Genomic DNA, 11,861 nt, shown 5'->3' with positions numbered 1-11,861 from the left:
TACTCAATAGATATATAAGGGGACTTAGAGTGAACAAGTCGGAACTGATTGATGCTATCGCTGCATCCGCTGATATCCCGAAAGCTGCTGCTGGCCGTGCGCTGGACGCAGTAATCGAATCCGTCACTGGCGCTCTGAAGGCCGGCGACTCCGTGGTACTGGTAGGCTTCGGTACTTTCTCTGTGACTGACCGCCCAGCTCGCACTGGCCGTAACCCACAGACCGGCAAAGCACTGCAAATCGCTGCTGCCAAGAAACCAGGTTTCAAAGCCGGTAAAGCCCTGAAAGAAGCCGTTAACTAAGCTTCGTTCAAGCCTTTGCTTACCCGGGTCGGACGCAGGTCTGGCCTGGCAGCGGAGCGGTAGCTGACCCACGTATCGGGTCGCCACGCCGGGGGTGCAGATTCGAACCCCCGTCCGCTCCGCCAGTTACGAGAAGGCGCATCCTCGGATGCGCCTTTCTTCTATCCGGACTCTACCCACGCTCCACGGTTGCCTAATTTTTGAAGTTCAACCGTTTCTGGGGGACGCATGCTGCAAAATATCAGGGACAATTCACAAGGCTGGATTGCCAAGACCATTATCGGGATCATCGTCGCTTTGATGGCGTTCACCGGTATCGAAGCCATTTTCCAGGCTTCGGGTAATAACAAGCAGGACGTGGCCAAGGTCAACGGTGAACAAATCACCCAGACCGAGCTGAGCCAGGCTGTCGATATGCAACGGCGCCAGCTGATGCAACAGTTGGGTAAGGATTTCGATGCTTCCCTGCTCGACGAAAAACTGCTGCGCGATGCTGCCCTCAAGGGCCTGATCGATCGCAAGCTGCTGCTGCAAGGCGCTGCCGATTCCAAGTTCGGCTTCTCGGAAGCTGCGCTGGATCAGGTGATCCTGCAGACGCCGGAATTCCAGGTGGACGGCAAGTTCAACGCCGAACGCTTTGACCAGGTGATCCGTCAGCTGGGCTATAGCCGCATGCAATTCCGTCAGATGCTGACCCAGGAAATGCTGATCGGCCAGGTTCGCGCAGGCATCGCCGGCAGCGGGTTTGTGACCGACGCCGAGGTGCTGGCATTTGCCCGTCTGGAAAAACAGACCCGCGATTTCGCCACCGTCAACATCAAGGCTGATCCCGCGGCGGTGAAACTCACCGACGATGAGGTCAAAGCCTACTACGACCAGCACGCCAAAGAGTTCATGACCCCGGACCAAGTGGTCATCGACTATCTGGAATTGAAGAGGTCTTCCTTCTTCGACCAGGTGACTGTCAAGGACGATGAGCTGCAGGCTGCCTACGAGAAGGAAACCGCCAACCTCGCTGAACAGCGTCGTGCCGCGCATATCCTGATTGAAGTCAACGACAAGGTCACCGAGGCGCAAGCCAAGGCCAAGATCGAAGACATCCAGGCGCGCCTGGCCAAGGGTGAGAAGTTCGAAGCTCTGGCCAAGGAGTTCTCCCAGGATCCAGGTTCGGCCAACAATGGCGGCGACCTCGGTTTTGCTGGCCCTGGTGTTTACGACCCGGACTTCGAAACCGCCTTGTACGGCTTGAAGCAAGACCAGGTGTCGGCGCCGGTGCGCACCACCTTCGGTTGGCACCTGATCAAGTTGCTGGGCGTTGAAGCGCCTGAAGTGCCATCGTTCGCCAGCCTGAAAGACAAGCTGACCCGCGATCTCAAGGCACAGCAGGTTGAACAGCGTTTTGTCGAAGCGACCAAGCAATTGGAAGATGCGGCATTCGAAGCCTCTGACCTGGCTCAGCCGGCGTCTGACCTGAAGCTGACCGTCCATACCTCCGCGCCGTTTGGCCGCGAAGGTGGCGAAGGTGTAGCGGCCAACCGTGCCGTGGTCACTGCCGCATTCAGCCCGGAAGTGCTGGATGAAGGTGCCAACAGCAGCGCCATCGAACTGGACCCGGAAACCATCATCGTGCTGCGTGCCAAGGAGCATCTCAAGCCGGCCCAACTGCCGCTCGAGAAGGTCGAGGCGGCCATTCGCACCCAGATGACCAAGGAGCGCGCAAGCGCTGCTGCCAAAGCCCGTGCCGACGAGTTGATCGCCAGCCTGCGTGATGGCAAGACCGCGCTGGACCAGCCGGTTGACGGTCAGGCTTGGAAGGTGATTGAGGTGGCTACCCGTGGTCAGGAGTCTATCGACCCGGCCGTGCTGCAAGCCTTGTTCCGCATGCCTAAGCCGGCGGCCAAGGACAAGCCTACCTTCACCACCGTGACCCTGCGCGATGGCAGCCTGATGATCGTGCGCTTGAACGGCGTGAACGAAGCGGCGGCCCCTACGGACGAAGAAAAGGCGCAATACCGCCGCTTCCTCGCTTCCCGTATTGGCCAGCAGGACTTCGCGGCCTACCGCAAGCAGCTGGAAACCCAGGCAGACATCAAGAAGTACTGATGCCGGCCTGAATAAAAAGACCCCGACCTGAAAAGGCCGGGGTCTTTTTTTGCCCTTGATAAAGTGAGTGCTGAATGCGCTTTAGGCGTTCTTGGCTGCAAACTTGAGCTTGCCCCACGTCAACCCGATCACCGCCGCCAGGGTTGAAGCCGCCAATACGCTCAGCTTCGCAGCCGACAGCAGGGCCGGGTCGGAAAATGCCAGGGACGAGATAAAGATCGACATGGTGAAACCGATCCCCGCCAACAGCCCTACCAGGCCAACGCCCGTCCAGGTCACACCGTCAGGCAGTTTGCAGATGTTGAGCTTGACCAGCGCCAGGCTCGCCAGCATCACGCCCAGAGGCTTGCCGAGCACCAGGGCGAAGACGACGCCCATAAATACGCCATGGGCCAGCGGGTCATCCAGATTGAAACCGTCCAGGCTCACACCGGCGTTGGCCAATGCAAACAGCGGCATTACGCCGAACGCGACCCAGGGGTGCAGCGCCGATTGAACACGCTGCACTGGCGGCAGTATTTCCCGTTGAGCTTCGCGCAATTGTTTGAGGGGCGTGGCGACTTGCTGGGCCCCTTCGGCTGGCTGCGAGAACCGGTCCATCAGCTCGTTGAAGGTGCGTTCGATGGTTTCCAGCGGGCGTTCCCGGGTGGGCTTGGAATTGACGGGGGTCATCAAGCCAAGGATCACCCCGGCGAGTGTTGGGTGCACGCCGGTCTTGAGCAGGCCAAACCACACGATAGCGCCTGGCAGCAGGTAGATCGCCGCCTTGCTGATGCCCATGCGTTGGAACACCAACACCAGGGCCAGCCCGCCGACAGCAATCACCAAGCCCATGTAGTCGAGGCTGGCGGTGAAAAAGATCGCGATGATCAGAATCGCCACGATGTCATCGATGATCGCCAAGGCCAGCAGCAGGATGCGCACGCCACTGGGAATCGATTTGCCCAGAAGCGCGAGCACGCCCACGGCAAAGGCGATGTCGGTCGCGGTGGGGACCGCCCAGCCACTCGCGGCGGCGGTGCCGTGGTTGAGCAGGGTATAGATGAGGGCGGGCATCAGCACACCGCCCAACGCCGCGCCCAACGGCAGCGTGGCCAGCTTCAGGTTAGCGAGGGCGCCGTCTTTGATTTCCTGGCGGATCTCGGCTCCGACTACCAGAAAGAAAATGGTCATCAGCCCGTCATTCACCAGAAAATGCAGGGAGCGCGACACGCTGTAATCGCCCAGCCCGAGGGTGATGGGCGTGTTCCAGAAATGCTCGTAGGTCGCGGCGGCGGGGCTGTTGGCCCACACCAGCGCGACGATGGCGGCCAGCAGCAGCACGATACCGCTAACGGCTTCGATGTGTGAAAAGCGCTCAAGGGCGGACAGCGCGCCCTCAGTCAAACGCTGGGGCCGGGGGATGGCAGGGTGTTTATCAGGCACGACAAATCTCCATTGGCGGCCCGACCAATGCTTGGCTTTTAACCTGCGCCGTGCTTTATGCAACAACGCACCCAGGGGCGATGATAGGAAGGTGAGGAATAAGTTGTAAACAAACTTGTCATCGCGCGGGCAGCGCTTTACCCCGGATTGCGCCCAGCGCCAACACGATCAATCCAAGAACTGCCCATGGAAATGCCACGACGCCCCAACGTTCGAGCAAGAGCCCGCCCACTAATCCACCTCCGGCGATGCCCAGGTTCCATACCGTAACCAACATCGATTGGGCGGCATCGGCCGAGTTGCCAGCCGACTTGGCCAGCGCGGTTTGCAATAGCGCTGGGAGGCCACCGAAGGCGAGCCCCCACAACGCCACGCTGACGTAAATGGCGACTACGCAGTTGAACCATAGTCCGAGCAGCAGGGCCGCAACGGCGAACATCGCGCAACTGATGAGGGTCAGCAGCCTCAGGTGCCGGTCAATCCAGATGCCTACCAGCCAAATGCTCAGCAGGGCCATCAGGCCGAACACCAGCAGCACGCGATCAATCTCGCGGTCGATACCGGCGGGCACCAGCAAAGGGGCGATGTAGGTATAGAGAATGTTATGCGCGAGCACGTAGGTAAAGGTCACCCAGAGCACCGGCCTGATGCCTGGCAACGCCAGTACCTGACGTAAGCCGAGGCGTTTGCTTGGCGGTTCACCGGCAAAATCCGGCAGTTGCCAACGCGCCCAAATCAGCAGTAACAGGGTCAGGCCAGTCATGATGGCAAAACTGGCGCGCCATCCGACAAGCGTGCCCAGCAGGGTGCCGGCGGGCACGCCGAGGGACAAGGCCAGCGGCGCACCCAGCATGGCCACGGCAATCGCCCGGCCCTGCAGATGAGGTGCGACCATACGACTGGCGTAACCCGCCAACAAGGCCCACAGCAAGCCAGCGAACACACCGGCGAAAAATCGTGCAGCCAAGGTCAAGCCATAGTGGCTGGAGAACGCGGTGACGCTGTTAACCAATGCAAAACCGCCGATGGCGATCAACAGTAGCGGCCGCCGGCGCCAACCCCGGGTCAGCAATGTCAGGGGGATAGCAGCAAGCAACGAGCCGAGCGCATAGAGGGTCACCAGTTGCCCGACCAGGGCCTGGGAGACCCCAAGCCCAGCACCGATTTGCGGTAATAAGCCGGCGGGCATCGCCTCGGTCAGGATGGTGATAAAGCCGGCGCAGGCCAACGCCAGCAGACCGGCCAGGGGCAGGCGTTCAGCGTGGGGCGCTGTATCGACCAATAGGGGACTGTCGTTCATGGGCGCTCTCCTTGAAAGGGCAAGGAGCCAGGGTAGGGGGCTGCGAGGCGCGGAAAAACAGGCTAAGGTTCCGAACTTATCGGACGTTGATGTCCGCAATCGGTAAAGGCATCACCATGGACAATCTGGGCAGCCTCTCGGTTTTTGTGCAGGTCGCGCAAACCCTCAGCTTTACCGCTGCGGGCCGCGTACTGGGCGTGTCATCGTCGGCGGTGGGTAAAAGCATTGCGCGGATGGAGGAGCGCCTGGGCGTCAGGTTGTTTCATCGCAGCACCCGCAGTATCACCCTGACCAGCGAGGGCGCGCTGTTCCTGGAGCGTTCGCGGCGCATCCTGGCGGAACTGGAGGCGGCCGAACAGGAGTTGACTGAGGTCACTGCCAGCCCTCGCGGCAAGCTGCGGATCAGTGTGCCCCAAGTGCGCGGCTTGTTGATGCCGGTGATCAGCGATTTTATGCGCGCCTACCCGGACATTGAGTTGGATGTGGATTTTTCCGACCGCATGGTGGACGTGATAGAGGAGGGCTTCGACGCGGTGATTCGCACCGGCAAGCCAGAAGATTCGCGCTTGATGGTGCGCCATCTAGGGCATTACCAGTTGGTTCTCGTCGGTACGCCCGGCTATTTCGACCAGCATGGTACGCCCCATCGGCCACAGGACCTGAATCATCACGCCTGCCTGCGGCACAAATTCTGCGCCACCGGCAAGCTGGAGCCCTGGCCACTGCGTCCTGTCCCGGGGGCTGCGGAACTGAACCTGCGCGCACCGCTGGTCAGCACCACCATCGAGTCCCTCAATCATGTGGTGCAAGAAGGACTGGGCATTGCGTGCCTGCCGGACTACATGGTCAACCAGGCCGTACAACATGGGCGTTTGCGACGGGTGCTGGATGAGCACCTCGAACATCGCGGCAGTTTCTGGTTGCTGTGGCCGGCCAGTCGCCATGCTTCGGCCAAGCTGCGGGCCTTTATCGATCATATGTGCGCCGGGCTTTTTCCTACTGACGCCGCTGTCTGAGCTTGAGATGTTTTACCGACAGGAATCGCGCTTCAATGTCGCGTTCTGTTGCACAATACCGTCCGGACCGTTTTCTTCAGGATTTTCAATGTCGACATCATTTCACTTGCGCAATCTCGGGTTGGCGCTGGTGCTGGCGGGCGCCGCGGGCTGCTCGTCACCCAAGACCGCTATCTATGAACATGAGAATTTCGACGATTCCGGTACGTTTTCCCGCGATTACCCGGTCAGCGATGTGGCGGCCTGTGAAGCTGCGCGCCGTGCCCTGCTGAGCCAGGGCTACATTATCACCAGCAGCGATCCGAAACTGGTGGCCGGCAACAAGAGTTTCCAGCAGACCGGCGAGACCCACCTGCAGATCAGTTTCAATGTGGTGTGCGCTGCTGATGGCAAGGGCAGCAATCACTCGACGATGTTTGCCAACGCCTTGCAGGACCGCTATGCGCTGAAGAAGGTCAACAACTCCGCGAGCCTCGGTGTGGGCGTGCTGGGCTCGGTGTCGATGCCGATTGGCTCCACCGACGACTCGATGGTGAAGGTGGCAAGCGAGACCGTCTCGGCACCGAAGTTCTACGAGCGTTACTTTGCGTTGGTGGACGTGTTCCTGCCGCAGGAAGTAAAGCAGGCCGAGCATATACCCGAGCAGCCCAAGGCTGACCTGGGCGTGCCTGAACCCAAGGCCGCTCCGGCACCCGAGAAGGTCGAAGCGCCGAAGGAGGTGCCTGTAGCGCCTGCCGCTGCAGAGCCGCTTGCGCCGCCACCTGAGGCTGCACCGATTGCACCGGTGACAGAGCCCGCTCCGGTTGCGCCGGCGCCGACTGATCCTGCCTTGCCGGCCCCGACAGAAGCGATTCCACCGCTTCCGATGCCTGCGCAATAACGCAATGCTCTTCTACTGTTGGAGCGGGCTTGCTCGCGAATACGGCGTAACAGTCGCCAGGTGTGTTGAATGACACACCGCTTTCGCGAGCAAGCCCGCTCCCACATTTTGACCGAGGTTGCGGTTAAGTTAAATCCAGTGATCGCCGCTACGTTTAATCCTGAAGAGCAGGAATGTCACGACGTCGACATTTTTTCGTCATGACGGCACTTTAGGCTGGGTTCGCAGGTCATTAATCTGCAAACGCTTTCAACACGAAAAGGAGTCCACCATGGACGATTACCAGGAAGAGCTGCTGGAGTACCAGGCATTCGAATTGGACCCGCTGGATCCGGTCGACGATGCCACCGAGCTGTAACGCTGACTTCAGGCGGAATGCCGCTGACTGCGGCGAAATTCCCCTGGGGTCTGGTTGTTCCAGCGTCTGAAGGCCCTTTGGAAGGCTTGGGCCGAAGCAAAACCGAGCAAGTAGGCGATCTCGCCGAACGCCAGTTCCGTATCGCGAATGTAGGTCATGGCCAGGTCGCGACGGGTGTCATTGAGGATCGCGCGAAACTGCGTGCCTTCCTCGGCCAGTTTGCGCCGCAATGTCCAGGTTGGCAGCTTCAAGCGTGCCGCCACTTCCTCCAGGTCGGGTTCCCGGCCGCCATTGAGCATCGGCCCGAGCAAACGGGTAATGCGCTCGCGCAGGCTGCGGGTGCGGGTCAATTGCTCTAATTCCCTTTCACACAGCTGTAGCAACAGGTGCCAGGTGCTTGGGCAATGCTGCGGGTTGCGCAGCGCCAGGGTGGGTTGGCTGAGGCGCAGTTGATTGACCTCGGCGCCGAAGTGGACCACGCCTTCTCCCAACACCCTGTAGTGGTCGTGGTAGTCCGGCGCGTCGAATTCGATTTCAATCCGCTGGGCCTGCACCGGCTGTTGCGCCAGGCCAGACAATTGCTGCAGCCAGCCGGCGATGATCGAATCCACCACAAAGCGGTTGTAGGCGTTATAGGGGCTGATGGAATAAAACCGCAGCCACGCGCCTTCAGCGTCTTCATGAAAGCTTGATTGCCCGCGATAGTTGGAGCCGTACAGCGCTTCAAAGCGTGTGAGCGTGCGCGCCGCTTCGCGCACTGTAGGCGCTTGGGCGGCAGTGACGCCGGCAAGACCAGCCTGGCTCAAGCGGCTGAGCTGGCCCATACGCAGGCCCAGGCCGGGGTTGCCGGTCAGTTGGATGGCCGCGTGGCCCAGGCGCATGTAGCGCGGGATCGACAAGCGTGCGCCGGCCTCAGCCAGGCGAGCTGGATCAAGGCCGTATTGCAGCAGCAGGGGCTGTGGGTCCAGGCCGTGGCTGTGGATGGCGTCGGCCAGGGTGTGCACGAAGCCCACCGACAGATCCCCCAGGCGCACCGGCTTCAAGGCGCTACAGCCAGATATTCAGCAAGCGCGCACCACGGGCGTCGCCATCGGCGAAGACTTGCCCATTGCGGCTGAGAAAACTCTGGCCGGCGCTGCCCAGGTCCCAGAATTGCCCGCGCAGAAAGACGCTCATGCCCGCGGTGGCTTCGCTGACAGGTGGCTGGCTGATCAGGGTAAGACGACGCCAGGCCGCGCCCTCACTGGTTTCTTCGGGCTTGAGGCTCACTTCTGAGGGCGTAGATACGCTCTTGAAACCGCGCCACGGACGCTCCCAGGTATCGCGGCCGGTGACAAAAGCGGGTACCGCGATCAATTGCGCGCCTTGCTCGTTGAGCTTGCGGTAGTTGTCCGGGTACCAGCTGTCGCTGCCGACCAGGATGCCCAGGCGCCCGGCGGGGGTGTCGACAACGTTGACGACATGCTCATCGCCCGGCTCGATAAAGCCACGCTCATCGTAGATCGGGTAAAGCTGGCGCTGCGGCTGGCCCAGCGGCAAGCCGTCGGCGGCAAACACCACGCTGACGTTGTACAGCGCGCCGTGGCCGATCTCCAGTTGTCCCTGGATCACGCTTGGGTTGGGCAGGGCGATGGAGCCGGCCACCAGGGTCACGCCAAATTCTTTGGCGAGGCCGCCAAACAACACTTGATAGTCGCGGGCCATGGCCGGGGCTTTCATGCGCAGGTATGCATCGTCCATGCGGTTGTCGCCGGTGGCGCTGATCCAGGCTTTGGCAAATTGCAGCGGGTTGCTGATCGACAGCCAGTTCATGGCGTCCTTGAGGTGAGCGGCCTGGTACAGCTCATTCTTCTCTGCGCCGAGCATCAGCCAGGTGCCGATATGTTCCGGCAGCACCACCACGGTCTTGGCATTGATCAGCCCAAGGTCCCGGGCATTTTGCAGGTAGGCCGACAGCTTCAGGTGCAGGCGTTCCAGGCTTTGGTAATCGGCAGGGAACAGTTCCGGCTGGATGCCCAGCAGGTTGCCCCGGTCGGCCGGTTCGCCCTCGTTGACGGCGAGGGTGATGCGCAGGTCGGACAGGTAATGCGCCACGGGGCGCTCCTGGGTCCAGACCAAGTACGCGGCGAGGGAGGCAACCAGGGCCATGATGACGGTGAACGCTAGAAGTTTACGCATGGGGCAACAGACAACAGACCAGGTGCAGGGTTCGCGACTAGGGTAGGGCCCATGGCGTGGCTTGCCAAGGGGCGCTGTGCATTTGGATCAATAACTTGTCAGTTTCAGTCATTGAGCCGTGGTCCACCGCCTCTTAGTCTGTGGGACATAAACCGATGGCACGCCGTTCGAGCGCGCCACGTCCCGTGATGATCCGTTGTGGAGCTGTACCATGACCGCTGCTGCCTACCCGCACCTGCTGGCCCCGTTGGACCTGGGTTTTACCACCTTGCGCAACCGTACCCTGATGGGCTCGATGCACACTGGCCTGGAAGAAAAGCCCGGCGGTTTCGAGCGTATGGCCGCTTACTTTGCCGAGCGTGCCCGTGGCGGCGTGGGCCTGATGGTCACCGGCGGTATCGGCCCCAATGACGAGGGCGGCGTGTACGCCGGTGCAGCCAAGCTGACCACCGAAGAAGAGGCGCGCAAGCACAAGATCGTCACCCAGGCCGTGCACGACGCGGGTGGCAAGATCTGCATGCAGATCCTCCACGCCGGGCGTTACGCCTACAGCCCCAAGCAGGTGGCACCGAGCGCTATCCAGGCGCCCATCAACCCGTTCAAGCCCAAGGAATTGGATGAAGAGGGCATCGAAAAGCAGATCCAGGATTTTGTCACCTGCTCGCTGCTGGCCCAGGTCGCCGGGTATGACGGCGTCGAAATCATGGGTTCCGAAGGCTATTTCATTAACCAGTTCCTTGCCGCCCACACCAACCATCGCACCGACCGTTGGGGCGGCAGCTTTGAAAATCGCATGCGCCTGGCGGTGGAAATCGTGCGCCGGGTACGCGAAGCCGTAGGCCCGAACTTCATTATCATCTTCCGCCTGTCGATGCTCGACCTGGTGGAAGGCGGCAGCGTCTGGGAAGAAATCGTGCAGTTGGCCAAAGCCATCGAACAGGCCGGCGCGACGCTCATCAACACCGGTATCGGCTGGCACGAAGCCCGCATCCCGACCATCGCCACCAAGGTACCCCGTGGTGCGTTCAGTAAAGTCACGGCCAAATTGCGCGGTTCGGTACAGATCCCGCTGATCACCACCAACCGCATCAACACTCCGGAAATTGCTGAGCAGATCCTGGCCGAAGGCGACGCCGATATGGTCTCGATGGCGCGGCCGTTTCTCGCCGACCCCGAGTTCGTCAACAAGGCCGCTGCCGGGCGCGCTGATGAGATCAATACCTGCATCGGCTGCAACCAGGCCTGCCTGGACCACACCTTTGGCGGCAAGCTCACCACCTGCCTGGTCAACCCGCGGGCGTGCTACGAAACCGAACTCAATTACCTGCCGGTCAAGCAGATCAAAAAGGTCGCGGTCGTCGGCGCAGGCCCCGCGGGTCTGGCCGCTGCCACCGTGGCCGCCGAGCGCGGGCATCAAGTGACCTTGTTCGACTCGGCCAGCGAGATCGGCGGCCAGTTCAATATCGCCAAGCGCGTGCCGGGCAAGGAAGAGTTCTTCGAGACCCTGCGTTATTTCAAACGCAAATTGCAGACCACCCACGTCGAGCTGTGCCTCAACACCCGTGTGGACGTTGCGCAACTGGTAGCGGGTGGTTATGACGAGGTGATCCTGGCCACCGGCATCGCACCGCGTACCCCGGCGATTCCCGGTGTCGACAACGCCAAGGTCCTGAGTTACCTGGACGTGATCCTTGAGCGCAAGCCGGTGGGCAAGCGCGTGGCCGTGATCGGCGCCGGTGGCATCGGTTTTGACGTGTCTGAATTCCTCGTGCACCAAGGCGTCTCCACCAGCCTGGATCGCGAGGCGTTCTGGAAAGAATGGGGCATCGACACCCAACTGCAAGCCCGTGGCGGCGTGGCCGGGATCAAACCCGAGCGCCATGCACCGGCCCGTGAAGTGTTCCTGCTGCAACGCAAGGCTTCCAAGGTGGGCGACGGCCTGGGCAAGACCACGGGCTGGATCCACCGCACCGGCTTGAAGAACAAGCAGGTGCAGATGCTCAACAGCGTTGAGTACCTGAAGATCGACGATGAAGGCTTGCATATCCGCATCGGCGCTGAGGGCGAGCCGCAAGTCCTGGCGGTGGACAATATCGTCATCTGCGCCGGCCAGGACCCGCTGCGCGAATTGCACGACGGCCTGGTCGCGGCCAACCAGAACGTGCACCTGATCGGCGGCGCCGATGTGGCGGCCGAACTGGACGCCAAGCGCGCCATCAACCAGGGCTCGCGCCTGGCGGCCGAGTTGTAAGGCGACAATAGGGGCGGTGTTAGACTACCGCCCCTTTTTTCATGCAGA

At 61.2% G+C, this 11,861-nt stretch carries 9 protein-coding genes; 5 read left to right on the top strand and 4 right to left on the bottom strand.

What is annotated here, in order from left to right; translation table 11 throughout:
* Window positions 1–29: 29 nt before the first annotated feature.
* Window positions 30–302 carry an HU family DNA-binding protein gene (locus AB9N64_RS06695; protein WP_003174819.1) on the top strand — a complete coding sequence of 91 codons (273 nt, stop codon included), beginning with the start codon at window positions 30–32 and terminating at the stop codon, window positions 300–302.
* Window positions 303–530: 228 nt separating this feature from the next.
* On the top strand, window positions 531–2,405 hold the full coding sequence (locus AB9N64_RS06690; protein ID WP_371360073.1) for a SurA N-terminal domain-containing protein: 1,875 nt from the start codon (window positions 531–533) through the stop codon (window positions 2,403–2,405).
* A gap of 81 nt (window positions 2,406–2,486) precedes the next feature.
* Here the strand turns inward: AB9N64_RS06690 and nhaA are convergent, their stop codons facing one another.
* Window positions 2,487–3,830, bottom strand: a complete 1,344-nt coding sequence (gene nhaA, locus AB9N64_RS06685; RefSeq protein WP_133632875.1) for a Na+/H+ antiporter NhaA — start codon at window positions 3,828–3,830, stop codon at window positions 2,487–2,489.
* A gap of 118 nt (window positions 3,831–3,948) precedes the next feature.
* On the bottom strand, window positions 3,949–5,130 hold the full coding sequence (locus AB9N64_RS06680) for an MFS transporter (RefSeq protein ID WP_371360072.1): 1,182 nt from the start codon (window positions 5,128–5,130) through the stop codon (window positions 3,949–3,951).
* Between the two features lie 116 nt (window positions 5,131–5,246).
* Between AB9N64_RS06680 and AB9N64_RS06675 the strand changes: the two genes are divergently transcribed.
* Window positions 5,247–6,146, top strand: a complete 900-nt coding sequence (locus tag AB9N64_RS06675; protein WP_014718984.1) for a LysR family transcriptional regulator — start codon at window positions 5,247–5,249, stop codon at window positions 6,144–6,146.
* 88 nt (window positions 6,147–6,234) lie between these two features.
* Window positions 6,235–7,026, top strand: a complete 792-nt coding sequence (locus AB9N64_RS06670) for a DUF2242 domain-containing protein (protein WP_014718983.1) — start codon at window positions 6,235–6,237, stop codon at window positions 7,024–7,026.
* 366 nt (window positions 7,027–7,392) lie between these two features.
* Here AB9N64_RS06670 and AB9N64_RS06665 read toward each other — a convergent pair whose 3' ends face one another.
* Together AB9N64_RS06665 and AB9N64_RS06660 are read right to left on the bottom strand one after the other, a co-directional pair.
* Window positions 7,393–8,427, bottom strand: coding sequence for an AraC family transcriptional regulator (locus tag AB9N64_RS06665; protein WP_019819480.1), 1,035 nt, complete (start codon window positions 8,425–8,427; stop codon window positions 7,393–7,395).
* A 4-nt stretch (window positions 8,428–8,431) separates the two neighbouring features.
* Entirely contained in the window at window positions 8,432–9,562 is a 1,131-nt protein-coding gene (locus AB9N64_RS06660; protein WP_019819478.1) for a carbon-nitrogen hydrolase family protein, read from the bottom strand.
* A 211-nt stretch (window positions 9,563–9,773) separates the two neighbouring features.
* On the opposite strand from AB9N64_RS06660, the gene AB9N64_RS06655 reads away from it, so the two are divergent.
* Window positions 9,774–11,813 (top strand): NADPH-dependent 2,4-dienoyl-CoA reductase, encoded by a 2,040-nt coding sequence (locus AB9N64_RS06655; protein WP_019819476.1) that lies wholly within the window; start codon window positions 9,774–9,776, stop codon window positions 11,811–11,813.
* Window positions 11,814–11,861 lie beyond the last annotated feature (48 nt).

Source organism: Pseudomonas sp. KT_2_4 (genome assembly GCF_041410225.1).
GTDB lineage: Bacteria > Pseudomonadota > Gammaproteobacteria > Pseudomonadales > Pseudomonadaceae > Aquipseudomonas > Aquipseudomonas paracarnis.
The sequence above is the reverse complement of the archived record's forward strand: the minus strand, read 5'-3'. Positions and strand labels throughout refer to the sequence as shown.